This window comes from Proteus sp. LHD240705, assembly GCF_047921555.1.
Lineage (GTDB): Bacteria > Pseudomonadota > Gammaproteobacteria > Enterobacterales > Enterobacteriaceae > Proteus.
Genome location: NZ_JBLRMI010000004.1, coordinates 308327 through 334378 on the forward strand (window position 1 = coordinate 308327; position 26052 = coordinate 334378).

Genomic DNA, 26052 nt, shown 5'->3' on the forward strand with positions numbered 1-26052 from the left:
CTATTGATAACTAAAGAGATTGTCTTGAATTGTTTATGACAAAGATAGCAAGATGAAACTTTAGTTTACGCGCGCTTCTGTGGCTAATTTGATAGCTAAAGCCCCTAAGATTGTTGCCATAAACCAACGTTGAATGAGTGCCCAACGAGGCCTTTGCATAAAGAACCCTGCAATAGAGCCAGCGGCAATAACAATCAATGCATTTACTGCGATGCTAATAATAATTTGAATACTCCCTAACACTAATGATTGATTTAAAACGCTGCCATTTTGAATGCTAATAAATTGAGGCAACAGTGATAAATACATCAATGCAATCTTAGGATTCAATAGATTGGTAACAAACCCCATAACAAAGAGCTTTGTTGTATTACCTGAAAGCAATTTTTTGGGATGAAAGATAGAACGCCCACCAGGTTTAATAGATTGCCAAGCTATATAAAAAAGGTAAATCGCACCACAAATCTTCAACGCATCATAAGCATAAGGTACAGCCATAAAAATGGCCGTAATACCAAATGCCGCTAATAACATATAAAAAATATAGCCGACAGCCACACCGATTAGTGAAATAAATCCGGCTTTTTTCCCTTGAGAGATTGAACGTGAAATCAGGTAAATCATATTAGGACCTGGAGTTAATACTAATCCCAAAGATAAAAGCGCAAACGTCCACATATTAAACAGTGTTGGCATAGAATACCCCTTATGTTATTGCATTATTTAACATCAATAACAGAGTATTAGGTGTGCGGAATACCACAAAACATACTCTTTATAATTAATATTTACTCGCTTCTACCTAGGATTTTTGATTTTTATATATATTACTGATAAATTATCGTAGCTTATAAGCTACAAATATAGTTGTTGATTCGTAGCTTTTAAGCTACATTTTGCCAATGAAAACGATCAAACATTACTTAACAATAGATGGCAAAGACTTATATGCTGACTATTTCAAAAAAATACGCGATCCTGTTGCTAAAGCAAAAATTGCATCAAGAGTAAATAGAATGGCAAGTGAGCATTTTGGCGATCATAAACCTTGCCGTGATAGTGTTTGGGAATTACGAATTGATCAAGGAGCTGGATATCGGGTTTACTATAGTTTAATCGATGGCGAAATTATATTGCTACTTCTAGCTGGAGATAAGCGAACTCAGGATACTGATATTAATAAAGCTATCCTATGTCTAAAAGATTATTTGAAGAGGTAGATTATGCCAAATTCTCGTTTGCATGATGATGCAATGGTCGAAATTTTACGTGAAGACCCCGATTTTGCTAAAGCTTATTTACATCAAGCCTTCCTTGATATAGATGAAGATGGTGGGCAAGAAGCTTTTCTTATGGCATTACGCCATGTCGTAGAAGCCCGTGGAGGCATGGCAACCATTGCAAAAAAAGCAGGTGTTTCACGTGAAACACTTTACCGAACACTATCACCAACAGGTAACCCTACATTAAAAACACTACGCCATGTCATTAATGCTACTGGTTTTCATTTCTCCTCATTGGCAAGCGCTTAATATTTTATTTATATAATCTGATAAGCCATTTGAGTGATGTTACTTTAGGAAATGTCATATAAATGGTAATCTTACCCTCCCTTGCTTATCTCTCATCAAGCAAGAAGATTTGGGCGATATCCCCATTTGAATGATAAAACGCTATTTTATCGGATATAGCTACATAAAACTGATAGATGGTAACATATAAGTGCAAGATATAAGTTACTGAAATTTAATAATTTATATATTAAGTGACTGATATGGCTTTACTAATTACGAAGAAATGCATCAACTGTGATATGTGTGAACCCGAATGTCCTAATGATGCTATTTCAATGGGGGATGAAATTTATGAAATTAATCCTGATCTTTGCACTGAATGCGTAGGACATTACGATAAACCGACTTGCCAATCGGTTTGTCCGATTACTAACACGATCATCACTGATCCTACTCATACTGAATCTCAAGATGAATTATGGGAAAAATTTGTGTTGATCCACCATGCAGATAAGCTCTAAACCTTAGTCAATGATTTTGTGGGTGATAAATCTAAGAGAGCTATTTTTCTAAAATAACTGTCGCACAGGCATAACGCTGTTCATCAGCAAGTGTTACGTGAATAGAGTTTATCCCCGCTTTCTCTGCCATCTCTTTTGCAACCGCTAAAAAATGCAGTGTAGGTTTGCCTAACTCATCATTACGCACTTCAAAATGATTAAAAGCCAATCCTAAACGGATCCCTGTTCCTAATGCTTTTGCCGCCGCCTCTTTTACTGCAAACCGTTTAGCTAAAAAGCGTATTGGCTGTTTATGGGATTGATAGATTTCCCATTCGGTATCAGTAAGAATGCGACGAGCAAGGCGTTCACCAGAACGCCCTATAATATCTTCGATACGCGATATCTCGACGATATCCATACCTAAGCCAACAATAGCCATTAGCGACGCGCTTCTCGCATTAAGCGTTTCATTTCTTCAACCGCTGGTGCTAATCCACTAAATACGGCTCTACCAATAATTGCATGACCAATATTCAGTTCATAAAGTTCAGGTAATGCGGCAATACGTTGTACGTTGTGGTAATGCAAACCATGTCCCGCATTCACTTTTAAGCCTTTAGATGCGGCGTAAGTCACTGCATCACGAATACGGACAAACTCTTTTTCTTGAGCCATTTCATCTTCAGCGTCAGCATAAGCACCAGTGTGGATCTCAATAAAAGGTGCACCAACACGATCGGCTGCGTTAATTTGCTCATGGTCAGGGTCAATAAACAGAGAAACTTTGATACCCGCTAAAGATAAGCGTTTAATTGCATCAGCAACTTTTGCTTCATTGCCAACAACGTCTAAACCACCTTCCGTTGTCACTTCTTGGCGTTTTTCAGGTACTAAGCAGCAAAAATCAGGCTGAGTTTGACAAGCTATCTCAATCATCTCTTCAGTAACTGCCATTTCCAGATTTAATCTTGTCTGAACCGTTTGGCTTATCAACATTAAATCGCGATCAGTGATATGACGCCTATCTTCACGTAAATGGATAGTAATACCATCAGCACCAGCTTGTTCTGCAATAAAAGCCGCTTGAACAGGATCGGGATACGTTGTGCCTCGGGCATTACGAAGGGTGGCGATATGGTCAATATTAACGCCAAGTAGAATATCAGACATGCTCTTCTCCTGAAAAATAACGTTGCATTACCTTAGTTTACACATTCCATAGAGAAGAAAAAGACAATATTACTGTTCTGCCATCAATGCTCTTTTCTTTGGGGATTTTTTAATAGCAAATTGTCTAAAAAGTTCTCTACTTTTTAATGGTTTTCCGCCTAAATAGGGCTTCAATGCCATTCGAGTAAACCTTTTCGCCGCTTTTAATGTTTCAACAGTAGGAAATTCGCGACTGGCTAAGGATTTTAATTCAAATCCCGTAAAACTATTATGATCAACCACTAAACTCGCAATAAAACCTTTTTCTTCCCGATAACGATAGGTCATCGAATCTGAAACAGGCTCTCCACTTCCGGCACAATGCAGAAAATCTAATCCATAGCCAAGTTGTGTTAATAACGCAAGTTCAAAGCGTCTTAGTGCCGCTTCGGGTGTGGTATCGCTAGCAGCAAGAATTTGCAAACAGGAGAGGTATTCAAAAAAAAGTACACTATAAGACGTACCATTTTCTAAAACGCGAGACAATAACTCATTAAGATACAAGCCACTGTATAGTACAGAGCCTGTCAGTGGTAATGCTAAAGAGATAGGTTCAGCATCACGAAGTGTTTTAACTTCTCCTCGCCCACTCCAACGAATGAGCAAAGGAGTAAAAGGTTGAAGTGCCCCTTTTAAGGGTGAACGACGGCCTCGCGCACCTTTTGACAATATGCGTACTCGCCCTTCATTTTCAGTGAAAAAATCGAGTAATAAACTCGTTTCACTGTAAGGTCGAGCATGGATAACGAATGCACGTTGCCAGCCATCCACTTCAGTTACCTACTTTAAATCGTCCACATAGCCAAGGCTACGTAAAGCACGTTCATCATCAGCCCAGCCCGCTTTGACTTTCACCCAAAGTTCTAAGTGAACTTTGTTTTCAAATAAGTCTTCCATATCCATACGGGCTTCAGTACCAATTTTCTTGATTTTCGCACCTTTATTACCAATAACCATTTTCTTCTGGCCTTCACGTTCAACCAGAATTAATCCGTGGATATCATAGCCACCACGCTCATTGGTAACGAATTGCTCAATTTCAACAGTGACAGAATAAGGTAATTCTTCACCTAAAAAGCGCATCAATTTTTCACGAATAATTTCTGATGCCATAAAACGCTGAGAGCGATCAGTAATATAATCTTCAGGGAAATGATGAGTCGCTTCTGGTAAACATTTACGTACGATTTTCGCTATCGTATCTATATTCATGTCTTTTTCAGCACTAATTGGCACAACATCAAGAAAATCCATTTGTTGGCTTAAAAAGCCAATATGTGGAAGTAACTTGGTTTTATCAGTCACGTTATCCACTTTATTAATTGCTAATAAAACAGGGCAACGTAATGATTTTAATTTATTTAACACCATTTCGTCATCAGGCGTCCAATTGGTGCCTTCAACAACGAAAATAACCAATTCAACATCACCAATTGAACTGCTTGCTGCGCGATTCATTAGTCTGTTGATTGCTCGCTTTTCTTCGATATGCAAGCCCGGTGTATCCACATAAATCGCTTGGTAAGCACCATCTGTATCAATACCCATGATACGGTGACGCGTAGTTTGCGGTTTACGTGATGTAATAGAAACTTTCTGCCCCAGTAATTGGTTCAGTAGTGTTGATTTTCCCACATTTGGGCGACCGACTATCGCAATAAATCCGCAATAGGTTTGTTCTTCGCTCATTCAAGCTCCAGTTGTATTAATGCCTGTTCAGCAGCGGCCTGTTCAGCTTTACGACGGCTTGTACCCATCCCTTTGACAGGTTGTTCGATACCGCTTATCTGACAATGGATCGTAAACTCTTGATCATGGGCTTCGCCACGAACCTGTACCACAATATAAGAAGGTAATGGTAAATGACGGCCTTGCAGATACTCTTGCAAACGAGTTTTAGGATCTTTTTGCTTATCGCCTGGACTAATTTCAGCCAAACGATTCTCATACCAGTTTAAAATAATTTTTTCGATATTTTGAATATCACTATCGAGGAAAATTGCACCAATTAAAGCTTCCACCGTATCCGCTAAAATTGATTCGCGACGAAAGCCACCGCTTTTTAATTCCCCTGGGCCTAAACGTAGACATTCACCTAATTCAAATTCACGCGCTAATTCAGCGAGTGTATTTCCACGAACAAGTGTTGCTCTCATTCGGCTCATATCACCTTCATCAACACGAGGAAAGCGATGATAAAGTGCGTTAGCAATTACATAGCTTAGAATTGAATCACCTAAAAATTCTAAACGTTCATTATGTTTACTGCTGGCACTGCGATGCGTTAAAGCCTGTAGTAATAATTCATTTTGCGTAAAAGTATAGCCCAGTTTCTTTTGTAACTGGTTTATTAATAAAGTATTCATGTGCGATCAATTTCCATAACTTAATTTGAAGCACACGCAACAAATCTGTTTAAGACAACGAGAAATTATCGAGTTGGATAACAGAACTGTTGCGTTTGCACTGGCTCCTGTCAATAACAGGAGCCAATCATATTTAAAGAAGCGACACATTCTACACTTAGATAAGAAGGAATGCTGTCGCTATTTTGTTAATAATTACTTAATGCCACCGATACGGCTAAAACGAACGCCTGTTGGCCATTCATTCTCTACTTTTTCAAAGCTCATCCAAATTGTTGTCGCTTTACCTACTAAATTTTTCTCAGGAACAAAGCCCCAGAAGCGACTATCTGAACTACCGTCTCGATTATCACCCATCATAAAGTAATGACCTTCAGGAACAATCCACGTACCGACAGGTAATCCAGGTTGGATAAACTCAGGCATCGTCATATCACCAGGTATTGTCATAATACGGTGAGAGACTTTATCAATAGTTTCTACTCTTTCTTCTTCACGTAATTGAGTTGCTGTTGAAATAGGCTCCTCAATTGGAATAGATTTCATACCATTAATACGCTGACCACCCGGTACATTTTGTAATAATAACGTCCATTCACTTGGATAAGCAGTACCATAATTTACTGATATTTCCTCATTACAAATGGCTTTATCACAATTTGGATAGATATGAAGTTTTTTCGACACCATATCATAAACAATTTTATCGCCCGGTAATCCAATAACACGTTTAATAAAGTCAGTAGAAGGATCACGAGGATATTTAAATACAGCGATATCGCCTCGTTTAGGTTTCCCTGTATTAATTAACGTGGTTTGTGTAATTGGATCTTTTAATCCATAAGCAAACTTTTCAACCAAGATAAAATCACCAACCAACAAAGTTGGCATCATGGAGCGAGAAGGTATTTGAAACGGCTCATACACAAATGAACGCAGAACCAAAACAATAATCAAAACTGGGAATAAAGAGCCTAATGTCTCTGCCCAGCTTGGTTTATTAATTGATTTTGCTAACTCTTGCTGATCCTCGGTCCCTTGCGTCATCTCTTGAAGACGCTTTAGTTTTGCTTTTCGGGCTGGCTTGAGCTTAAAGCGCTCAATTCCCCAAAAAACTCCCGTTATTAGCGTTGCCAGCGTTAGGATCAAGGCAAACGTGTTAGCCATGTTTTCTCCTTAAATTATTTATCTTTACCAACATGAAGAATGGCTAAAAACGCTTCTTGTGGTAGCTCTACGTTACCAATTTGCTTCATACGTTTTTTACCATCTTTCTGTTTCTGTAACAGTTTTTTCTTACGGCTAACGTCACCGCCATAACATTTGGCTAATACGTTTTTACGTAACTGTTTAACAGTTGAACGAGCAATAATATGGTTACCAATTGCCGCTTGGATAGCGATATCAAACTGTTGGCGTGGAATAAATTCTTTCATTTTTTCCACCAGCTCACGACCACGATAAGGTGCATTATCGTTATGTGTAATCAATGCTAAAGCATCAACGCGATCACCATTAATCAAGACATCGACACGTACCATGTTAGAGCCTTGGAAACGAATAAAGTTATAGTCTAAAGAAGCATAACCGCGTGATGTTGATTTTAAACGGTCAAAGAAATCTAATACTACTTCAGCCATCGGAATTTCATAAGTTAATGAAACCTGATTACCATGATAGACCATATTGGTTTGAACGCCGCGTTTTTCGATACATAAAGTAATTACGTTACCTAAGTATTCTTGCGGTAATAACATATGACATTCAGCAATAGGTTCTCTGATTTCTTCGATATTATTCAGTGGTGGTAATTTAGACGGGCTATCCACTAACACAATATCACCGTTAGTCATTTCAACTTCATAAACTACGGTTGGAGCTGTTGTGATCAGGTCGAGGTCATATTCACGTTCTAAACGTTCTTGAATAATCTCCATATGAAGAAGACCCAAGAAACCACAACGGAAACCGAAACCTAACGCTGTTGAGCTTTCTGGCTCATAGAATAATGAAGCATCGTTCAGGCTTAATTTGCCTAATGCATCACGGAATGATTCATAGTCGTCAGAGCTAATTGGGAATAAACCTGCATAAACTTGTGGCTTAACTTTTTTAAAGCCAGGCAATGGCTTATCTGCTGGTTTTTGCGCTGCTGTTAAAGTATCCCCAACAGGTGCACCTAAAATATCTTTAATACCACAAACAACCCAGCCTACTTCACCACAATTAAGCGTGGTTGTATCAATTTGTTTTGGCGTAAAAATACCAATACGGTCAATGTTATAAACCTGTCCCGTACTCATTACCTTGATTTTATCGTTTTTGCTGACTTTACCGTTTTTAACACGGATCAGTGAAACAACACCAAGGTAATTATCAAACCAAGAGTCAATAATCAGTGCTTGTAATGGAGCGTCTGCATCACCTTCAGGTGCTGGAATTTCTTTAACAAGACGTTCGATAACTTCTTTAACACCAATACCTGTTTTTGCCGAGCAACGCACTGCATCTGTGGCATCGATGCCCACAATGTCTTCAATCTCTTCAGCAACACGCTCAGGCTCTGCTGCTGGTAAGTCTATTTTATTTAAAACAGGAACGACGGTGAGATCCATATCCATCGCGGTATAGCAGTTTGCTAATGTTTGCGCTTCAACCCCTTGCCCAGCATCTACGACCAATAACGCGCCTTCACACGCAGCGAGTGAACGAGATACTTCATAAGAGAAGTCAACGTGTCCTGGGGTATCGATAAAGTTAAGCTGATAAACTTCACCGTCATCAGCGGTGTAATTCAAGGTTACGCTTTGCGCTTTGATTGTAATACCACGTTCACGCTCAAGATCCATAGAATCAAGAACCTGCGCAGCCATTTCACGATCTGATAAGCCACCACAAATTTGAATAATTCGATCTGATAACGTCGATTTACCGTGGTCAATATGTGCGATAATGGAAAAGTTACGTATGTTTTTCATTCTGAAATTATTTTTCTCTATTGCTTTGCTCTATAAATCTGGCTTTGGCGTCATTCATGGACACAAAGCGAAAACTCTATATTGCAGGAGTTATTATTGATGACGCATTCTACACACTAGAGACATTATACTCAAAGAAACGTTCATCAAACACAAACATTTATGCTAAGACTTGCATTTATTTGTAATTTTTTGCGGGTAATTTCCAGATATAGAAACGTGTTAATTTAAGATAGATATTATTACAAAAGCAGCATGACAAGAATAATGGGGCTGATGCCCCATTATTTTTATCAACTCATTATTCTTGAAACTGAACTTTAAGTTCATGAGGAGGAAGCCCTATTTGCAATACAATAGGTTCAAAACCTTCATCTTTGCTCCACCAAGTCGCCACTTTTTTGGCAAATAAAAAACCAAGAGCCCCCCCCACAAGTCCACTGCAAAAAATAGCAAATTCACTCGAAAGCCAAAGGCTCGCAATGCCTGCGACAATAAATAAGCCAATAAGTGGCGTTAAATACACTAGCATTGCGGAAAGAAGTAGATTATTTTCAGGAATACCGACTTCCACTTTTTGCCCTTCAACTAAAGGTTGTGCAACGGGAAGTTCGAGTTGATGAACTGTCTCTGGCCCTATTTTATTTAATAAATAAGAGCCACACGCAGCGCGAGCTTGGCAACTACCACAGCCAGAAGAAGATCCGTAGCGTAATAACGCCCGTCCTTCATGCCAATGTATAACTGTTGCCCACTCTTTAACCATAACTTATACCCTTTTACTTTTTCGTAAATACAACACTATTAACTATTGCTTGTGCCGTAGGAAATGGTAGCTGACCAATAAAGGTAATTTCATTACCTTCTTTGTCATAGGTATAAATTGTATTACGACCATACCTCAACATTTTATCGCGTTCGGGCGAATTAACGTGTTGACCACTTTTATTAACATAAATAGAGAAGTCAAATAATCCATCACTAAATAAAATAGACTGACTAAACTCAGTCTCAGAAATTTGATGATTACTGCGTTTTACCTCTTTAAAACCTTCAGGCAATTGGCTAACCGACCAGTTATAAACCAAGGGCTTAGCTTTTGGTACAAGTAATAAAGGTGGCATATTGACGGTACGTAACGAATTAAGTTCTGCTCCGACTTCACTCCCTTCATTAACTGTAATCACTCGAAATTGTTCAATGATGTCATTATTCTTATCTAGTAGATCGACTCTTAAAGGTAGATATCTTTCTTCATCTATAAACAAGACATAATCATAACGGTCATTATTTTTTGATAGCACGCGAACAACTCGGCTTGGAATATCACCAATATGCGTTCTACCTGCATCAATAAAATTATAATAACCTGATAATTCATTGAAATCTTGGTAAATGATAGAAGGGATATAATCAACGATATGATCATTTCTTAAGCTGAAAGCATCTAAGCCCGGCTCAAAATAGCTGATCTCATCACCACGTTGAACTATTTCACGGCGAGTACTATCCATTTGCATTAATTGTGCAAGCGGTTTGCCATCGATAAGAGTGTGGCGGTAGCGAATAGGAACAATACCTTGAGAATTGATATTGATAAAAGATAATTCATAGGTAGAGCTTTGACTTGTCTGACCCATCTTTTGCAACAAAGCCTCGACACTACCTGTTTGAGGTTGCGCCAAGGCTTGTATCGGCATTGACAGGCTGCCCACCAGCAATAAGGTGGATAACCATGATTTTTTCATTACGACTATTTCATTCCCACACGTTATTTATACATTCACATCTATTACTGTGCAGCTACGGGTTGAGTTTCACCTTGAGCGCTAACTGGCGCTTCATTTTGTGGTGCATTATAAATGCGACGATCTAACTCATACTGTTGCAACATTAATCCAAGGCGCTGATTACGCTCTTGTAAACGTGTTTGCTGGTCTTTACCTAAAGTATCATTTTGAAGATTTAAGCTTACTGGTGAACCTGAACCCATAATAGGTTGAGTATTAAATACAGGTGTATCTACTTGGAAATCTTCAGAACCACTTTTTCCATTATATTGCTGAACACCAACAATAACAGCTAATGAAACACAAGCCGCGACACCGATTTGAGTTAACTGACTTGCCCAAGGACGTAACGTTTGTAAGAAAGAGTGCTGACGCCATTGTGATGGCGCAGGTTGCTGCTCTTGTTGTTGTTCAGGACTTATGCGAACAGGTTCATTCTCTAAAGCGAGCGCAACGCGACTTGCGATATCGAAGTGGACTACTTCACCTACATCACCACGCATTGTGTCACGAATTAAATGGTAGCGTTGCCATGTCTCTTTCATGGAGTCATCACGAGCAATTGTACCCATTAATTCTTTATCAAGAACTTCGCCATCCATAAATGCAGAAAGTTTTTCTTTTTGCATGTAAAAGTACCCTTCAGTCAATGATGGTTCACCCACAATTAAAACTCTTGTATTAATGGTTGAACCTTATTATCAATAGCTTCTCGCGCCCTAAAAATACGTGAACGTACTGTTCCGACAGGGCAATCCATAATGACCGCTATCTCTTCATAGCTTAGCCCGTCAAGTTCCCGAAGTGTAATAGCAACCCTTAAATCTTCAGGTAATGACTCTATGGTGTGAAAAACCACTCTCCGTAACTCTTCAGACAACATTAAATTCTCAGGGTTCGAAATTTCTTTTAGTGCATTGGGTGATTCGAAATTTTCAACATCACTCGCATCTAAATCATTCGAAGGCGGACGTCGCCCCTGTGCGACCAGATAATTTTTTGCTGTATTCACAGCAATGCGATAAAGCCATGTATAAAAAGCACTATCTCCACGGAAAGAACCGATGGCACGATAAGCTTTAATAAAGGCTTCTTGCGAAACATCTGGTACATCGCCCTGTGGTACATAACGGGAAATCAGGCTTGCTACCTTGTGTTGATAGCGGATAACCAGCAAATTAAAGGCTTTCTGGTCACCATTTTGTACCTTTTCAACCAACATTTGGTCCGTTAACTGCTCGCTCATTAGAGATGGACTCTCCCGAAGTCAAGCTTCGCACTATTTTTAAATGACTCCGTCATATTTACTCTCGTTATTCCTTCTCGTTTTTATGAGCTACAAGACTTAGAGCGCAAAAATAGTATGAAGTTCAATTCAATCATTATTTTAAGAGATGAATCACAAAAAAATCATCATGATGATCACCCAACCAAAATGCAATCTGCCAATAAAAAAACGATAACACAATGATATTATTTGAATATATACGATTACTTACAACAATATATATTATCTTAAACAAGATATTATTAAATATAGATTTAATAATATAAATAAAAGTCAGTCACCCAAGATTGGAACTTGTCGGTATAGTGCCCTTCATTATTACGAATAATAAGTTCATCTATACTACATGCAACACTGCCTTGATTTTGTCTTTGAAATGCTAACAAAACTCGATGATAAGGCTTATCTGCACTGTCTTTAATATTAACGCGTTTCGCAACATTCCACTCTTTTTTTTCTGCAATTTCAATAAATTGCTCACCAATAGAATAAGGTAATACAACACAGAACAAACCATCTTCGGTGATAAGTGATTGCGCACTATTCAGTAATCCCTCATGCGTTAAAGTTTTGGTATAACGCGCTTGCTCACGAACATCATTACGACAAGCAATTGCTGGCTCAAAATAAGGAGGATTACTAACAATCAAATCATACTTATTTTGCGTTTGCTCTGCATAATGATGAATATCACTATGATGGATATGAATAAATGAATGCCATTGTGACTCCTGAGCATTTTCCGTCGCTTGTAATGCGGCTTTCTCATCAAGTTCAATGCCATCAATACACTCAATTTTAGTCACTCGTTGAGCTAGCATTAATGCAATTAGTCCACTTCCTGTACCAATATCAAGTGCTCTTTTTACATTATCGATAGGCGCCCAAGCCCCTAATAAAACACCATCTGTACCCACTTTCATTTCACACTTATCATGAGCAACAAAAAATTGTTTAAATGTAAAACCACCTTTGCGTAATCCTGCTTTTTTCACTTTCTTTTGATTCATCTATTGGCTCTATTGATTTGTACAGCAATCTCTTTTTTATTGCTTATCAATCATGTCACGGAAAAAGAGATATATGATAAGATAACGTTTCTACAACCCCTATCTTAACATTAAACTATTTGTATACGATGCACGCTTATTTAGATTAAGCCTAAAAACAACGAATACCTTCGTCTATCGGTAATATATAATGTGATAGCGGTAAATCCTCTGGCTTTTAGCGGGGGATAATGTCAAAATCCGCGCCCTAAACAGAGGTATACAATGACAGCCACGACATTTTCCAGTCTTGAACTTGATGAAAGTTTATTGACCGCATTAGAAGAAAAAGGATATCAACGTCCTACAGCTATTCAAGCAGATGCAATTCCTGCTGCAATGGATGGACGCGATATTTTAGGCTCTGCGCCAACAGGCACAGGGAAAACTGCGGCCTTTTTGCTTCCGGCAATTCAACACTTGCTTGATTATCCACGTAAAAAATCAGGCCCGCCGCGTATTCTTATCCTGACACCAACACGCGAACTTGCTATGCAAGTTGCCGAGCAGGCAAAAGAATTATGTGCGCACACACATTTAGATATCGCCACAATCACGGGCGGTGTTGCTTATATGAATCACGCTGAAGTCTTCAGTGAGAACCAAGATATCGTTGTTGCGACAACAGGTCGTTTATTACAGTACATCAAAGAAGAAAACTTTGACTGCCGCGCAGTGGAAATGCTGATTTTAGATGAAGCAGACCGTATGTTAGATATGGGTTTCGCTAACGATATCGAAACTATTGCAGGCGAAACTCGCTGGCGCAAACAGACATTACTGTTCTCTGCAACACTGGAAGGTAATGCGGTTATTGATTTTGCACAGCGCATCCTCAACGAACCTGTTGAGCTTAATGCCGATCCTTCTCGCCGTGAACGTAAAAAAATTCAGCAGTTCTATTATCATGCTGATAATCTTGAACATAAAACAGCGTTACTTGCTGCATTACTTAAGCAAGACGATGTTAAAAAATCGATTGTCTTTGTTCGTAAAAGAGAGCGTGTAAGAGAGCTTGTCACTGCGTTAGAAAAACAAGGTATTAAATGCAGCTACCTTGAAGGTGAAATGGCGCAAACACAGCGTAACGATGCAATCAAACGTTTAGAATCAGGCAAAATGAATGTGCTTGTTGCCACAGACGTTGCTTCTCGTGGTCTTGATCTAGATGATATCACACACGTTTTCAACTTTGACTTACCTCGTACTGCGGATGTTTACTTGCATCGTATTGGTCGTACAGGACGTGCGGGCCGTAAAGGTATCGCAATTTCATTAGTTGAAGCTCATGATCACCCATTATTAGGGAAAATTGGCCGTTACGTTCAAGAGCCAATTAAATATCGTGTTGTTGCTGAACTACGTCCAGAAACCAAAGCACCAAGCCTGAAAGCAACATTCAAACCTTCTAAAAAAGTACTTGCTAAACGCAAAGCGAAAAAAGAAGAAGAGAAAAAAGCAGTTAAAGAAAAAGTGCGAACTCGCGATCGTAAAAATATTGGTAAACGTCGCAAAGCAGTTGCTGAACATACAGAAAAAAATGTTGCACCTACTGCACCAGTAAAAGAAACGAATACTAATAACGAATAATCTGTGCTCTTTCTGAACCTATAAAAAAACCGTAGCTATATAATATAGTTACGGTTTTTTATTTTTTTCTTTTGTATAGAAAAAAAGCCCGATATTTTCATATCGAGCTTATTATTAACTTATTACTTTAGTGAAAATTACAGACTTTCTGTGAAAGTACGAGTAATAACATCACGTTGTTGTTCTGGAGTCAGTGAGTTAAAACGCACAGCATAACCAGAAACACGAATAGTTAATTGAGGATATTTCTCAGGATTGTTAACAGCATCTTCCAGTGTTTCACGGCTTAATACGTTAACGTTAAGGTGTTGACCACCTTCTACACGAACAACCGGTTTAGATTCTACAGGCACTTCACGATATTCGATATTGCCTAACTCTTTACGGTTAATCACTTGGCCTTCTTCAAAACCTTTTTTAGCACAGATGCAACGAGCTTCGCCGTTTTCATCATCTAATAACCAGAAAGAGTGTAATAAATCGTCGTTATCAGCTTTAGTAATTTGGATACCAGTAATCATTTCGACCTCCAATTTGGGCACAAAATCAAATTCCAATCTCATATCAGAACTTGGGTATTTGGTCTAACCAATGTTTCTGTTTACTTATATACCAGTATAAATGGCGCCATTCTTTGATAAATATCAACAAAATTCATAAGCACTTTATCCAAGAGGGTGCAAAGTGTTGTTTTAAATCAATAATCATTCATCACTGATTTGCAATTTTTTTTGTAAATTTTCAAATAAAAGTTGATGGCTCAATTAATTTTTATTTTTAGCCCGTAATATTTTCATTCCCTTGATGAAATCGGTAAGCTTAGACACTATAAGATATCAACAAGGATTTTAGGTTATGACTACACCATTAACTTGGCATGATGTGATAGGCGCTGAAAAAGAAAAGCCTTACTTTCATCAAATTATGTTTCAAGTCGCACAACAAAGAGCCGCTGGTAAAATTGTTTATCCTCCTCAAGAAGATATTTTTAATGCTTTTCGTTTTACGCCTTTTGATAATGTGAATGTAGTTATTTTGGGGCAAGATCCTTATCACGGCCCTAATCAAGCACATGGACTCTCTTTTTCAGTACGACCAGGCGTGCCAGCACCACCTTCATTAGTCAATATGTATAAAGAACTAGAAAAAGAATACCCTGATTTTAAACGCCCTAACCACGGCTATTTAGAAAGCTGGGCAAAACAAGGTGTTTTATTACTTAATACCGTATTGACGGTAGAGAAAGGCCAAGCACATTCTCACGCTAACTATGGTTGGGAGATCTTTACTGACGCAGTAATCGAACAGATCAATCAGCGTAGAGATGGGGTTATTTTCTTACTTTGGGGCGCTCATGCTCAGAAAAAAGGACGTTTTATTGATACAAATAAACACGTTATTTTAAAAGCACCTCATCCATCCCCGCTTTCTGCTCATAGAGGCTTTTTAGGTTGTGGTCATTTTAAACAAGCCAACGATATTTTACAGCAGCAAGGCCGCAAACCAATCAATTGGCATCTTGATCCCATTGAATAAAATTCCCCTATAAAACATAAAACCGCACAATAACAAGAATATTGAATAATCTTCGTATTGTGCGGTTTACTTTATCTACATGTAATAACTCATGTGATAACGAATGTTTTAATCAATGTTATTTAGAAACGATAACCATAGCTGGGCGCAGTAAACGGCCGTTTAAGGTGTATCCTTTTTGCATAACATCAACAACATGATTAGAGTCATGTGCTGGGCTATCAATTAATGTCATCGCTTGGTGAACTTCAGGGTTAAATACCACATTTTTTTCTTCAACCACTTCAATGCCAAATTTATGAACAGCATCTAAGAATGATTTCAGCGTTAACTCTAACCCTTCAATCATAGGTTTTAGCGATTCATTTTCATGATCAGCCGCAGATAAAGCACGCTCTAAATTATCAAGTACAGGCAGTAACTCATTAGAAAATTTCTCAAGCGCAAATTTATGTGCTTTCTCAACATCTTGTTGAGTACGGCGACGAATGTTCTCAACTTCAGCTTGAGCGCGGATCATTGCTTCACGCTCTGTCTTTTGAGATTGCTCAAGTTGTTTTTCAAGAGAATCAACACGCGCTAATGCTTCCACTAATTCAGCTTGAGCATTAAAGTCCGCTTGTGCTTCTTCGGTCATTGTTGGCTCTTGAGACTCATTCATTGCAGATCCCATTCCTTCTTTTTCTTTTGAGGCTTGCTCTTCATGTACATTTTGTTCTTTACTACTCATGAACATCTCCGCGTAGTTTTGGTATTCATCTTCATATTTAGTTTATTATGGGGATCAATAAACGGGTTTCAAGGAATTGGCGCAAAACGAGGGTAAAAAAATGCCAGATAATACCGTAACAGAAGAAAAACACTTTAAATGCATTGGCATTGTCGGCCATCCCCGTCATCCTGAAGCAATTTCAACGCATGAAATGCTCTATCATTGGCTATTGGCTCAAGGTTATGACGTTATTATTGATACACAAGTTGCTCAAGAACTAAAACTAGAAAATGCACAAACAGGTGATTTAACACAAGTGGGCAAAGTTGCTGATCTTGTCATTGTTGTTGGTGGTGATGGCAATATGCTTGGCGCTGCGCGCGTTTTATCTCGCTATAACATTAAAGTAATTGGCGTTAACCGAGGTAATTTAGGTTTTCTTACCGATCTCGACCCTGATAATGCCTTACAGCAATTAACCAATGTGTTAGCTGGGCACTATCATGAAGAAAAGCGTTTTTTACTTGAAGCACGCGTCTATGCTGAAGGTCAAAGAAATCGCATTGGTACAGCAATCAATGAAGTCGTGCTTCATCCTGGCAAAGTTGCTCATATGATCGAGTTTGAAGTTTACATTGATGATCGTTTTGCTTTCTCTCAACGTTCTGATGGCTTAATTATCGCAACACCAACAGGATCAACGGCCTATTCACTCTCTGCCGGTGGTCCTATTTTAACACCCAATCTTGATGCTATTGCGCTTGTGCCTATGTTTCCACATACCTTGTCAGCACGCCCTTTGGTTATCAGCAGTGATAGCCAAATTCGCTTAAAATTCTCACAAACAAATATCGATTATGAAGTCAGTTGCGATAGCCAATTAGTGTTACCCATTAAAGAAGGTGATGAAGTTATTATTAAGAGAAGTCGTCAAAAACTCAATTTAGTTCATCCGACTGATTACAATTATTTTAATACGCTCAGCTCAAAATTAGGTTGGTCGAAAAAAATGTTTTAATTTTTGTGCCTCACTACTTTACTGTATAAAAAACCAGTTTATACTGTATGTAATTACAGATATGTTTTTATACACAGGAGAGGCACTATGCTGACTCAATTAACCATTAGTCATTTTGCCATAGTCCGTGAACTTGAAATCGATTTTTCTGGTGGCATGACCACCATTACAGGCGAAACTGGCGCAGGTAAGTCTATTGCAATTGATGCACTAGGTTTATGTTTAGGTAACCGTGGTGATGCCAATATGGTGCGCCCAGGTGCAACTAGAGCCGATTTATGTGCACGATTCTCACTCTCTGACACGCCATCAGCACAACGTTGGCTTGAAGAACATCATCTTGATGATCATAATGAATGCCTATTAAGAAGAACTATCTCTGCTGATGGGCGTTCTCGTGGTTTTATCAACGGCACTTCCGTACCACTTTCACAATTAAGAGAGCTTGGTTCTTTACTTATCCAGATCCATGGACAACATGCTCACCAACAACTTCTAGAGCCTCGCTATCAAAAACAACTGCTTGATATCTATGCCCATGAACCGGCTTTATTAAAAAGCATGAAGTCGGCTTATCAAACATGGCATCAAAGTTGCCAAACTTTAGCCGCTTTTCAACAACTCTCTTTAGAACGAGAAGCAAGACAGCAACTGGTTGATTACCATTTAAAAGAACTCAATGAATTTCAGCCAGTACAAGGCGAATACCCAGAATTAGATCAAGAATATAAACGTCTTTCTAACTGCGGGCAATTTTTGACTTTAAGCCAAAATAGCTTACAAATTTTAAGCGATAACGAAGAGCAAAATATTTTAAGTATGCTCAATGTGGCTAAACATGAAATTGCTGAACTGACCTCTATGGAAAGTCAGTTCAATTCACTATTAGAGATGCTGGAAGAAGCTACTATTCAAATCAGTGAGGTGAGTGATGAACTTCGTCATTATAGCGATCGCTTAGAGATGGATCCTAATCGCTTATTTGAAGTTGAAAAACGCATGTCTAAGTACATTAGTTTGTCACGTAAACATCGCGTTGCACCTGAAGAATTATACGATCTTCATCAGCAATTAATTGAAGAAAAAAATGCCCTACTTCGTCAAAATGATGATTGTGACGCTTTAATAGAACAAGTTAAAGCTGACCATTTAATTGCATTAGATGTCGCAAAACAGTTACATCAGGTTCGCCAGCAGTATGCGAATGAATTAAGCCAGCTTATCACCAACAGTATGCATCAATTATCAATGCCTCATGGCTATTTTACTGTTGATACTCATTTTGATGATAGCTCACTGCAAATCGATGGTGCCACAAAAGTTGAATTTAATGTCACTACAAACCCAGGACAACCGCATCAAGCCCTTTCTAAAGTTGCTTCTGGTGGTGAATTATCACGTATTGCACTTGCAATCCAAGTGATCACGGCGAAGAAAATGGATACGCCTGCTCTTATTTTCGATGAAGTTGATGTTGGTATCAGTGGTCCTACTGCTGCTATTGTGGGTAAATTATTACGCGAATTGGGTGAATCAACTCAAGTAATGTGTGTCACTCACTTACCTCAAGTCGCGGGTTGTGGTCATCAACACTATTTTGTCAATAAAGAGACAAATGGTGAAGAAACTGAAACAACCATGAAACTATTATCGAAAAAAGAACGTCTACAAGAGCTCGCTCGTTTATTAGCAGGTAGTGAAGTCACCAAAAATACCTTAGCAAATGCGAAAGATTTGTTGGCTGCATAACGATTAACAAACTTTTATTGATATTTAGGGTCATAGGCAGAGTGTGAAAGGTTTTCAATTGCTGCGTTGTCGATTATCATCGTCACTATGACCCTAAAAGGAATGTAATAACCATGCGTTTTAAACTGTTAAAAGTTGCCGCCTTATCTTTAGTCGTAATGACTTCAGGTTGCTCTATGTTCGAGAGACTGGTTTATCACCCAGATATCAATCAGGGAAATTATTTAACGCCAGCCGAAGTCGCAAAAGTTCAGCAAGGAATGACACAGCAGCAAGTTCAATTTGCCCTTGGTACGCCAATGCTAAAAGATCCTTTCGGAAGCCAGACTTGGTATTATGTTTTCCGTGAAGAGCCTGGTCATCAGAAAGTACGTCAAGAGACTCTTACCCTGACTTTTGATAGCAATGGCATACTGACTAAGATTGATAAACAAGGCAATATGCCTAACTTCTCAGCACCTGAAACAAAATCGTAATGCGATAACAGCGCTAAGAAAGCTTAGTTTTGTATAGATTGGCAAAAACGAATTGCACCCCATACGTTAGATTTGACGTTGGGGTGTGTTTTTATAAAGAGAAATTGCTTTATAACAGTGTTGTCTTGTATTGTGTCTGTCTGTAATCAAACGGCCTATCAATGCAATATATGATGCTCACCCCTATTGGGCAAAAAGCATAATATTAATCCGCTTTTTGTCGTGCTTTCTCAGCACGTTTACGACGCATTTCTTTAGGATCGGCAATTAAAGGTCGATAAATTTCAACTCTATCACCGTCTCGCACATTATCGCTTAACTTTGCTGGTCGACTATAAATACCCACTTTATTCTTAGTCAAATCAATATCATTACAAATCGTTAAGATATTTGAAGCAATAATGGCTTGTTCAACAGTATCCCCTAATGTTAGTTCCACAGGGATAAGGTACTGTTTGTCAGGTAACGCATAGGTTACCTCTACCCATATTTTAGTCACGATAGATCTCTTTCGCTCTGTGAGTAAACGCCTGCACCATATTGTTCGTTAAATCCTTAAAAATACGACCAAAGGCTAACTCAATTAATTTATTGGTAAACTCAAAGTCTAGCTGAAACTCTATCTTACACGCATTATCATCAAGTGCGGTAAACACCCATCCCCCAGTTAATTTACGAAAGGGACCATCAACAAGACGCATATCCACACGTTCATTTGTCTTTAAAAAATTATGGGTAGTAAATGTTTTACTGATCCCTGCTTTAGAGACATTTATTGATGCAATCATTTCTTCTGGTGTGCTTTTGATCAGTTTACTTCCAACGCATCCTGGTAGAAAATCAGGATAAGTAAGAACATCATTAACCAGTTTAAACATTTGCTCTGTACTAAAAGGGACAAGAGCAGATCGACTAATCTGAGGCATAGTTATTCCTGTACGACAACACTGCGCGGATCATATCATTGAACAGTGACTAATTAAAAATCTAATGGAATATAGCTTAAGTTTTATGCAATTGAAAAGAAAACAGTCGGTTAAATGATTTCTTTCTATTGCTCATACAGTATAATGTGGACATTATGACAAAGAAAAAATCACACAAACCTGGTTCTGCGACCATTGCGTTAAACAAACGTGCTCGCCATGAATATTTCATCGAAGATGAGATAGAAGCGGGCTTGGCGCTCCAAGGCTGGGAAGTTAAATCACTGCGAGCCGGTAAAGCAAACATCAGTGATAGCTATGTTATCATGCGTGATGGCGAAGCTTATCTTTTTGGTGCAACTATTACTCCTTTAAATGTTGCATCAAGCCATGTCGTTTGTGATCCGACACGTACCCGTAAACTATTATTAAAACAGCGTGAACTTGATAACCTTTATGGTCAAATCAACCGTGATGGTTATACCGTTGTTGCACTTTCTCTTTATTGGAAAAACGCTTGGTGCAAAATCAAAATTGGTGTTGCAAAAGGTAAAAAAGATCACGATAAACGTGAAACCATTAAAGATCGTGAGTGGAAATTAGACAAAGCACGTATTATGAAAAATGCTAACCGCTAAATTGCGTTAAGTACTAGCAATGACAAGTATTTTTCTGATATACTCGCTGTCAACAACTTGGGGCTGATTCTGGATTCGACGGGATTTGCGAAACCCAAGGTGCATGCCGAGGGGCGGTTGGCCTCGTAAAAAGCCGCAAAAAAGATAGTCGCAAACGACAATCAATATAAAGCACTAGCAGCTTAATAACCTGCTTTGAGCCCTCTCTCCCTAGCTTCCGCTCTTAAGACGGGGATAAAGAGAGGTCAAACCCAAAAGAGATCGCGTGGATGCCTAGCTTGGGGTTGAAGCGTTAAACTTAATCAAGCTAGCTTATTCATGGCGCGTCTGTCCGCAGTGGGTAAGTGAAATTAAAGATAGACTAAGCATGTAGTACCGAGGATGTAGAAATTTCGGACGCGGGTTCAACTCCCGCCAGCTCCACCAAATAAAACAAGGGGTTACGTGAAAACGTAGCCCCCTTAATTTTTAGAATGTCCACATTACGTCCACACAGAAAATCTTCACATCGATATCAGTTACTGTTTCATTTCCGTTCTAACAAATATTATTTAATTCTTCTTAAGTAATCTATTTTCTTTTGTTGGCAAATTGAAATATCATTTTTATACTTATAGCAAAAGACTTATTTAATTATTCAAAAATAAACTGAGGATAGGATAATGAGAAAAGTTATTATTATTAAATCAGATAGCACAACAGAAACCATGATGGTCGATAAAGAGATCACCGCACTGGCAATACCTGATATTACTTTAGTTCCTAAAGATATTAGAGTAAGACCTATTGAAGAATTTCTATATAAAGATAAATTGTATTTTTTCGTGCGTGATTGTGAGCTAGTCAGTGATGATAGAGTTTTATGTGTTATTTCTGGCATCGACTAAATTTTCTGAATCATTTCAATTTCAAAAATCTATAACTCACTGAAAAATAAATATTCTCTAAAATGCTCTCGCGTAAAATGTGGATCATCAATCCCACGTAAAGTATGAAATTTCTTTTACTATCAATGCATTAAGTTTTTATCGAGATCCTTTTTCTATCCCTCAAACTGAAATAACCTGAAATCTTTTACAATCATTTCAGTTTGACGCCTACGCAAAGAACCCAATCCCCGCGCGCCCTCACGATATGTTTTGTAAAAATTTCAAACTGAAATATTTTTTTGATCTAAATTGTGCAGGCGGGTGCGGATTAGTGCGTTTTACGTGGTGAATGATTTTATTTCGTGGGGATTATGCGCCCGCAGTCGCACGCTATCGATGCGATCCATTTTGAGCTATGCAGGGGATGTATTATGAGAATTGAACGCCTTAGAATGGCGTAGAGATGGGAATTTATAGGTACAAAAAAGCCAACTGGTAAGGTTGGCCTTTTACGATTTGATATTCTCATTCAACTAACATTAGTAATATAGACTAATCAGATAATAACTCAATCAAAGCTAATCGTTTTTTATATGATAGTTTATCTAAAACCCCTTTATTATCTCTTTCTATTTTATCTTTTAACTCAATGTAGTATGAGAAATTTAAATCATATTTTAAAGCATCTTGCTGACAAGCATGGCTATTACATATAGCGATTATTTCAGTGTGATGTCTATGATGCTGATGTATTTTTATTACTTCTAAGGGTTTATGGCAACAAGGGCAAGAAAGGGGAATATTCGTGGTTATATTTCGTTTTGATAATTGATACCCACCTGTTTTACGAATAGATGGTAATACCTCGTTTGTAACCCACTTTCTAAACCTGTGAGCAATAGAACCATTTTTAATGGCATCACGGCAACGTAGTATCAATGTATACATTCCAGACTCATTGATAATATTGACCTTCCCTTGACGCCCTAAGTTTAACTTAGACCGTTCGTCATCATCTAAAGATTTTAATGACATTGTAGGATTACTTAGATTTAGAGCACTACAAACATCTTCCGCTACAAACCACGGCATGTCTTTTATTGTTAGTGTTCTTATTGAAAATGATTCAAAAGCGAATGGTACAACAGAATATTTAGCCATTACTGACCCCTTGTATTTTTTTGAGATTTTGATGTCACCATAAAATGGTGTCAGGAGGCTCAAAACGGCTACAAGAGACCGCGGACTTATTTCCCTTTCGGGTGTTGTATTCGTCGCCCTCCCGACATTATTCGGGGTATGGTCGCGCAATGCGCCCACTAAATGATAGGCATAAAAAATCCAACACTGACGGGGTTGGTCTGACCGCTTGTATGAGGTTTTGAGTCCTCGTGAGTAAGACAATAATTAATAATGATTTAAAGGTCAACAAGATAATATAAAAAAGCCCGCAATCGCGGGCAAGGATGGTAACAATTTTATCACCCAATGACAGGTGAATACTTCTGCTTAAGTCCTGTTGATTTAGTGCCTGTGTTGCTAATGGCTGAGGCATTTAATGGACTGCCCGTGTTGTTATGAGTATGGTTTGCCGTGAGTGTAGCCAACTCATTCACCACATCTAGCGTATCTAACATGCACTGCATCACATTCAATTGTTCATTACCCAAATAAACAACGGGTGCCATGATTTTTTGCATCGCGCCTGCAATACTCGAACGCACTGCCCCGATTTTTTCCTCCAGTTTCTGACCAACATCAATCGTCATATTTTGCCCCACAGCAATAACTCTATTGGCTTGCGTCGCTTGGCTAAAGTCACCTTCAGCAATTTGCATAATGGCACCCGCCATTAACGTGCTTGTGCCAATGACTGTCGTTTTATCGGTAGCTTGTACAGTGGTTTCTCTGGCGATAACGGTGCGATTTTCCGTATTAGTTTTCACCTCACGATGCATCGACTCTTCAATGATTTTTTGGTCAGTTTGCCGATGCCATGTGCCGTCCTGCGTAACCCGTTGTGATACCTCTTGACGTTGCTGTTGCAGTTGTTCGCCTGGCTTAATATCGGGCAAGGTATTGCCATGACTTAACACTTGACGAATAAAGGGCTTATCTGCACGGCCATTTTCAAATGCAATTTCAACCATTGAACCCACAGGCGGATATTGAAACATCCCCGACTCATTGCCTGCCATCGGCAACGGTAACGGCACCGCGTGATAAACGGGTGCCACATCATTGCCGTCGGCATCAACCATTTGCACATCAACCGCATATTTTGGTCTGAATGGATCAGAAATATCCCCCGCGGTAGTATTTTCGGTGGGTGCTTCAACACGGGCAAATTTCGGCAAGTGCAATCCTGCCGAAAGCTCGGGGTAAGCATTATCAATGTGTTGCTGGGCTATGGTGCGGTTTTCGGCTCGCCCTGTAATCGCATCGGGGCTGATCCACGTTAACGTCATATTGTCGTTATCCAGCGCCACACGCTCTAAGCGTTTATCATTCACTTTCACACCAGGGCGTAAACTTTGCACCATCGGGATGGTCATTTGATTACCGGCACGTTGTTCAGAAGAAAACTGATTGTCTATTTCAATCTCTTTATCTTTCCAAAATGAATCATTCCAGCTTCCTACGAACACGTCACCGTCTGGCGTTTGATACCAAACATAATCGGGAATATTGAAGACTTTTCCCAGGCTATTTAATAATTGATAACCCGTACCGTTATGAGTGTAATGTGGAATAGGGGTATTCACATATTCGGCATCCGGTAACACAAAATGTAATCCGCTGTGCTCTTTTAGATAATCGGTGATCTGTTTTAAGGTGGGATGCTGAAAAGAGCATGGCCACATTCTGTCGAATACGCCAACCAATTCGCGCACGAACAATTTTTGAAAACCATTTTGTGACGGTTGCGAGCGCTCCACGTAACCCGTGAAATACCGTAATAGTAAATCCGTGTAGCCAATATCAAGACGCACCAATTTACCTGTGTAATCAGTATCGGTTTTAGCAGTAATAAATCCACGTCCACATTGGGATAATTCCAGCACCATTTTCACGTCAACAAGGTGCGTTTCATCACCCGATAAATAAAGTCGATTAATTGATTTCATTTAAATACCCCACCGAGTCCGTCGTTAATTGGTTTTAACACTTCTTTTTCAAACCGACTCAATTCCTGCTCTTGTTCTGGCGTTCCTTCGCCATTGGCTTTTGGCTTATCACTCATACTTTGTATTTTGGCTTTAACTTGCCCTGCTGAACGACTTTCGCGTTTTTCGGGCACCGATAAATGCTCACGTAAGGTAAAGGTGACTTGCCAGGCTTGTTTACCGTCCATCTTTGACGCATCAATGCCGTTAGTGAATGTGCCAAGACGAAAATTAATCGCGCTAGCCATGCGGTTGGCGACACGGTAGCGTTTTAGTAGTCCGTTCTCTTTGGCTTCTGCCAAGGCAAATAAACGGGTTAGCGTTTTTTCTTCGGTGAAAGGAATCGTGCCCGTGATGCGTAGCTCTTTGGGTTTAATCCCCTGCTCACTGTTTACCGTGCTTGATGACTGCCCCGACTGGTCTTTGTCTTGATACATCATCGAGGGTGTGACGGTCAGGTTTTTTAATAAGATAGCTTCACCATCCAGCGCCAACGTAATGATTTGACTGACTTGAGGTGTGTTATTTTCGTTGAGTGGTGTCTGTGTCATGCATCATTCCTTTGATTGCATCATTTACTTGTTTACAAAGAGGTTATGTTTTTGACTCTCAAAAAACTTGGAAATCAGTTATTCTGTCCAGTAATTTTTTTGAGTTGTTCTTAAGCTATGAAA

General features: G+C 39.0%; 30 protein-coding genes and 1 other RNA gene. 11 read left to right on the plus strand and 20 right to left on the minus strand.

The features are described 5' to 3' along the window. Positions 1 to 60 precede the first annotated feature (60 nt). Positions 61 to 696: a LysE family translocator gene (locus tag ACNART_RS10470; RefSeq protein ID WP_198619722.1), complete on the minus strand. Its 636-nt coding sequence runs from the start codon at positions 694 to 696 to the stop codon at positions 61 to 63. Positions 697 to 902: 206 nt separating this feature from the next. Between ACNART_RS10470 and ACNART_RS10475 the strand changes: the two genes are divergently transcribed. The 3 genes from ACNART_RS10475 to ACNART_RS10485 all read left to right on the plus strand — a co-directional run bounded on the left by ACNART_RS10475 (position 903) and on the right by ACNART_RS10485 (position 2035). Beyond that, on the plus strand, positions 903 to 1220 hold the full coding sequence (locus tag ACNART_RS10475) for a type II toxin-antitoxin system RelE/ParE family toxin (RefSeq protein WP_115350077.1): 318 nt from the start codon (positions 903 to 905) through the stop codon (positions 1218 to 1220). Positions 1221 to 1223: 3 nt separating this feature from the next. Continuing rightward, a complete protein-coding gene (locus ACNART_RS10480; RefSeq protein ID WP_196569581.1) occupies positions 1224 to 1532 on the plus strand; it encodes an addiction module antidote protein in 309 nt (102 codons plus the stop codon). Positions 1533 to 1774: 242 nt separating this feature from the next. Continuing rightward, positions 1775 to 2035: a YfhL family 4Fe-4S dicluster ferredoxin gene (locus ACNART_RS10485; protein WP_198619721.1), complete on the plus strand. Its 261-nt coding sequence runs from the start codon at positions 1775 to 1777 to the stop codon at positions 2033 to 2035. A gap of 40 nt (positions 2036 to 2075) precedes the next feature. On the opposite strand, the gene acpS is transcribed toward ACNART_RS10485, so the two are convergent. From acpS to trmN, 12 genes are all read right to left on the minus strand, one after another. Beyond that, positions 2076 to 2456, minus strand: a complete 381-nt coding sequence (acpS, locus tag ACNART_RS10490; protein ID WP_069367826.1) for a holo-ACP synthase — start codon at positions 2454 to 2456, stop codon at positions 2076 to 2078. Further along, a complete protein-coding gene (gene pdxJ, locus ACNART_RS10495) occupies positions 2456 to 3187 on the minus strand; it encodes a pyridoxine 5'-phosphate synthase (RefSeq protein WP_075673670.1) in 732 nt (243 codons plus the stop codon). Before pdxJ ends, acpS begins: the two co-directional genes overlap by 1 nt. A 69-nt stretch (positions 3188 to 3256) precedes the next feature. Further along, positions 3257 to 3997 (minus strand): DNA repair protein RecO, encoded by a 741-nt coding sequence (gene recO, locus ACNART_RS10500; protein ID WP_099073674.1) that lies wholly within the window; start codon positions 3995 to 3997, stop codon positions 3257 to 3259. Between the two features lie 9 nt (positions 3998 to 4006). Next, complete coding sequence (gene era, locus ACNART_RS10505) at positions 4007 to 4915, minus strand: GTPase Era (protein ID WP_023581601.1); 909 nt, start codon at positions 4913 to 4915, stop codon at positions 4007 to 4009. Then, positions 4912 to 5592, minus strand: a complete 681-nt coding sequence (gene rnc / locus ACNART_RS10510; protein ID WP_075673668.1) for a ribonuclease III — start codon at positions 5590 to 5592, stop codon at positions 4912 to 4914. Before rnc ends, era begins: the two co-directional genes overlap by 4 nt. 195 nt (positions 5593 to 5787) lie before the next feature. Continuing rightward, positions 5788 to 6759: a signal peptidase I gene (gene lepB / locus ACNART_RS10515; RefSeq protein WP_198619720.1), complete on the minus strand. Its 972-nt coding sequence runs from the start codon at positions 6757 to 6759 to the stop codon at positions 5788 to 5790. A gap of 14 nt (positions 6760 to 6773) precedes the next feature. Then, a complete protein-coding gene (lepA, locus tag ACNART_RS10520) occupies positions 6774 to 8570 on the minus strand; it encodes a translation elongation factor 4 (RefSeq protein ID WP_109370984.1) in 1797 nt (598 codons plus the stop codon). 301 nt (positions 8571 to 8871) lie between these two features. Further along, on the minus strand, positions 8872 to 9336 hold the full coding sequence (rseC, locus tag ACNART_RS10525) for a SoxR-reducing system protein RseC (RefSeq protein WP_165122850.1): 465 nt from the start codon (positions 9334 to 9336) through the stop codon (positions 8872 to 8874). A 13-nt stretch (positions 9337 to 9349) separates the two neighbouring features. Continuing rightward, positions 9350 to 10318 carry a sigma-E factor regulatory protein RseB gene (gene rseB, locus ACNART_RS10530; protein WP_198619718.1) on the minus strand — a complete coding sequence of 323 codons (969 nt, stop codon included), beginning with the start codon at positions 10316 to 10318 and terminating at the stop codon, positions 9350 to 9352. 44 nt (positions 10319 to 10362) lie between these two features. Further along, positions 10363 to 10989 (minus strand): anti-sigma-E factor RseA, encoded by a 627-nt coding sequence (gene rseA / locus ACNART_RS10535; protein ID WP_232797511.1) that lies wholly within the window; start codon positions 10987 to 10989, stop codon positions 10363 to 10365. A gap of 38 nt (positions 10990 to 11027) precedes the next feature. Next, positions 11028 to 11606, minus strand: a complete 579-nt coding sequence (gene rpoE, locus ACNART_RS10540) for an RNA polymerase sigma factor RpoE (protein ID WP_006533574.1) — start codon at positions 11604 to 11606, stop codon at positions 11028 to 11030. A 296-nt stretch (positions 11607 to 11902) separates the two neighbouring features. Further along, the gene (gene trmN, locus ACNART_RS10545) at positions 11903 to 12658 is read right to left on the minus strand and encodes a tRNA(1)(Val) (adenine(37)-N(6))-methyltransferase TrmN (RefSeq protein WP_368927684.1); all 756 of its coding nucleotides are present in this window, start codon (positions 12656 to 12658) and stop codon (positions 11903 to 11905) included. A gap of 264 nt (positions 12659 to 12922) precedes the next feature. Between trmN and srmB the strand changes: the two genes are divergently transcribed. Continuing rightward, positions 12923 to 14287, plus strand: coding sequence for an ATP-dependent RNA helicase SrmB (gene srmB, locus ACNART_RS10550; RefSeq protein WP_232805398.1), 1365 nt, complete (start codon positions 12923 to 12925; stop codon positions 14285 to 14287). Between the two features lie 137 nt (positions 14288 to 14424). Here srmB and grcA read toward each other — a convergent pair whose 3' ends face one another. Beyond that, positions 14425 to 14808 carry an autonomous glycyl radical cofactor GrcA gene (grcA, locus tag ACNART_RS10555; protein WP_023581591.1) on the minus strand — a complete coding sequence of 128 codons (384 nt, stop codon included), beginning with the start codon at positions 14806 to 14808 and terminating at the stop codon, positions 14425 to 14427. Between the two features lie 334 nt (positions 14809 to 15142). Here grcA and ung point away from each other — a divergent pair, with 334 nt between their 5' ends. After that, positions 15143 to 15823, plus strand: coding sequence for a uracil-DNA glycosylase (gene ung, locus ACNART_RS10560; protein WP_196534132.1), 681 nt, complete (start codon positions 15143 to 15145; stop codon positions 15821 to 15823). A 118-nt stretch (positions 15824 to 15941) separates the two neighbouring features. Here ung and grpE read toward each other — a convergent pair whose 3' ends face one another. Continuing rightward, entirely contained in the window at positions 15942 to 16553 is a 612-nt protein-coding gene (grpE, locus tag ACNART_RS10565) for a nucleotide exchange factor GrpE (RefSeq protein ID WP_160230558.1), read from the minus strand. Positions 16554 to 16653: 100 nt separating this feature from the next. Here grpE and nadK point away from each other — a divergent pair, with 100 nt between their 5' ends. The 3 genes from nadK (at position 16654) to bamE (ending at position 19778) form a co-directional block, all read left to right on the plus strand. Continuing rightward, a complete protein-coding gene (gene nadK, locus ACNART_RS10570) occupies positions 16654 to 17553 on the plus strand; it encodes an NAD(+) kinase (RefSeq protein ID WP_109370993.1) in 900 nt (299 codons plus the stop codon). Between the two features lie 87 nt (positions 17554 to 17640). Then, a complete protein-coding gene (gene recN, locus ACNART_RS10575) occupies positions 17641 to 19302 on the plus strand; it encodes a DNA repair protein RecN (protein ID WP_109370994.1) in 1662 nt (553 codons plus the stop codon). Positions 19303 to 19415: 113 nt separating this feature from the next. After that, entirely contained in the window at positions 19416 to 19778 is a 363-nt protein-coding gene (gene bamE / locus ACNART_RS10580) for an outer membrane protein assembly factor BamE (RefSeq protein ID WP_198619714.1), read from the plus strand. Positions 19779 to 19983: 205 nt separating this feature from the next. On the opposite strand, the gene ACNART_RS10585 is transcribed toward bamE, so the two are convergent. Both ACNART_RS10585 and ACNART_RS10590 read right to left on the minus strand, forming a co-directional pair. After that, a complete protein-coding gene (locus tag ACNART_RS10585) occupies positions 19984 to 20280 on the minus strand; it encodes an RnfH family protein (RefSeq protein WP_369961909.1) in 297 nt (98 codons plus the stop codon). Further along, complete coding sequence (locus ACNART_RS10590) at positions 20270 to 20704, minus strand: SRPBCC family protein (RefSeq protein ID WP_006533588.1); 435 nt, start codon at positions 20702 to 20704, stop codon at positions 20270 to 20272. The genes ACNART_RS10585 and ACNART_RS10590 overlap by 11 nt, the downstream gene beginning before the upstream one ends. 155 nt (positions 20705 to 20859) lie before the next feature. On the opposite strand from ACNART_RS10590, the gene smpB reads away from it, so the two are divergent. The 3 genes from smpB to ACNART_RS10605 all read left to right on the plus strand — a co-directional run bounded on the left by smpB (position 20860) and on the right by ACNART_RS10605 (position 22229). After that, the gene (gene smpB, locus ACNART_RS10595) at positions 20860 to 21342 is read left to right on the plus strand and encodes an SsrA-binding protein SmpB (RefSeq protein WP_109370996.1); all 483 of its coding nucleotides are present in this window, start codon (positions 20860 to 20862) and stop codon (positions 21340 to 21342) included. A 59-nt stretch (positions 21343 to 21401) separates the two neighbouring features. After that, positions 21402 to 21768, plus strand: a transfer-messenger RNA (tmRNA) gene (ssrA, locus tag ACNART_RS10600). Between the two features lie 236 nt (positions 21769 to 22004). After that, entirely contained in the window at positions 22005 to 22229 is a 225-nt protein-coding gene (locus ACNART_RS10605; RefSeq protein WP_311747474.1) for a hypothetical protein, read from the plus strand. Between the two features lie 534 nt (positions 22230 to 22763). Here ACNART_RS10605 and ACNART_RS10610 read toward each other — a convergent pair. The 3 genes from ACNART_RS10610 to ACNART_RS10620 all read right to left on the minus strand — a co-directional run bounded on the left by ACNART_RS10610 (position 22764) and on the right by ACNART_RS10620 (position 25929). Then, positions 22764 to 23372, minus strand: a complete 609-nt coding sequence (locus tag ACNART_RS10610) for a Bro-N domain-containing protein (RefSeq protein ID WP_311747475.1) — start codon at positions 23370 to 23372, stop codon at positions 22764 to 22766. Between the two features lie 320 nt (positions 23373 to 23692). Continuing rightward, on the minus strand, positions 23693 to 25339 hold the full coding sequence (locus ACNART_RS10615) for a hypothetical protein (RefSeq protein ID WP_349442977.1): 1647 nt from the start codon (positions 25337 to 25339) through the stop codon (positions 23693 to 23695). Then, the gene (locus ACNART_RS10620; RefSeq protein ID WP_368927679.1) at positions 25336 to 25929 is read right to left on the minus strand and encodes a hypothetical protein; all 594 of its coding nucleotides are present in this window, start codon (positions 25927 to 25929) and stop codon (positions 25336 to 25338) included. The genes ACNART_RS10615 and ACNART_RS10620 overlap by 4 nt, the downstream gene beginning before the upstream one ends. Positions 25930 to 26052: the final 123 nt, after the last annotated feature.